This window comes from Mesotoga sp. HF07.pep.5.2.highcov (assembly GCF_003666285.1).
In the GTDB taxonomy this organism is placed as follows: Bacteria; Thermotogota; Thermotogae; order Petrotogales; family Kosmotogaceae; genus Mesotoga; species Mesotoga prima.
Window position 1 is genome coordinate 1 of the sequence record NZ_JFHJ01000424.1, and the last position, 1,074, is coordinate 1,074.

Below are 1,074 nucleotides of genomic sequence, written 5' to 3' on the forward strand. Positions count from 1 at the left end.
GCAGCCATCCCGATACAGATTGTCGAAATATCAGGTTTAATATACTGCATCGTATCATAAATTGCCAGCCCAGAAGTAATAGAACCACCGGGGCTGTTTATGTAGAGATTGATATCCTTCTCAGGGTCCTGGGATTCCAGGAAGAGCAGCTGAGCAACTACAATATTGGATACTTCATCATCAATCGGCCAGCCAAGAAAGACTATTCTTTCAGAAAGCAGTTTTGTGTAGATATCAAAAATCCTCTCTCCCCTGCCCCTGTCTTCAACTACGTAAGGGACGAAAGGCGCCATGTTTATGCCCATAATGCCTCCTAATTTCTGAAGAGTTTTTCTATAATTCTCTTTGGTGGAAGAAAGGAGAAGATGACATGACCACTGTTTGTTATCAGTATGGCCTTTGTTCTCTTACCAAAGGTTAGGTTAACTATCTTTCCAGTTTCCATACCTAGCTGTTTGAGCCTTCGAACGGCCGAGCTTTCTACAGGGAGCACAGCAAGAATCCTATCCTTTACCACAAAAGACTCGAAACCGACGTTCACAACACGATCCACTTCTACTTTCCCCCTTCCAATATCAATGTTATTATAACATAATGGAGATACGGCGGAGGTGTCCCAATGCTAGCTAACGATCAGGAAAGCCTCGTTGATACGGGGCGGATTTATGTTAAAGCGGGAGATGGCGGTAACGGATCTGTCTCCTTTAGGAGAGAGAAATACATTCCCTATGGTGGTCCCGACGGTGGAGACGGAGGAAGAGGTGGCCATGTCTTCTTGAGAGCAAGCAATTCAATAAACACACTTTACGGCTTCAAGCACAAGAAGAGATTCCTCGCACAGAGTGGTGAGAGTGGTCAGGGTTCAAATATGGCCGGGAAGAAGGGGAAAGATCTGGTTATTAGAGTACCGGTAGGGACTATTGCGTATAATGCTGATTCTGGAGAGATCATAGCAGATCTTTGCAACCCTGGGCAGACGATCGTGATAGCTAGAGGAGGAAAAGGCGGTAGGGGAAATGCAAGATTTGTCTCTTCGACAAATCAGGCCCCTAAAGCTGCTGAAAATGGCGAGCC

Annotated in this window: 2 protein-coding genes and 1 pseudogene; 1 reads left to right on the forward strand and 2 read right to left on the reverse strand. The window is 45.6% G+C overall.

The genetic code is table 11. The annotated features are described in order from the left end of the window. Together BG32_RS08895 and BG32_RS08900 are read right to left on the reverse strand one after the other, a co-directional pair. On the reverse strand, positions 1–293 hold a 293-nt coding region (locus BG32_RS08895), incomplete at its 3' end, for an ATP-dependent Clp protease proteolytic subunit (RefSeq protein ID WP_183084314.1). Between the two features lie 20 nt (positions 294–313). Further along, complete coding sequence (locus BG32_RS08900; protein ID WP_006492598.1) at positions 314–553, reverse strand: DUF370 domain-containing protein; 240 nt, start codon at positions 551–553, stop codon at positions 314–316. Positions 554–619: 66 nt separating this feature from the next. Here BG32_RS08900 and BG32_RS08905 point away from each other — a divergent pair. Continuing rightward, positions 620–1,074 (forward strand): annotated as a pseudogene (locus tag BG32_RS08905) (GTPase ObgE); the annotation flags it as partial.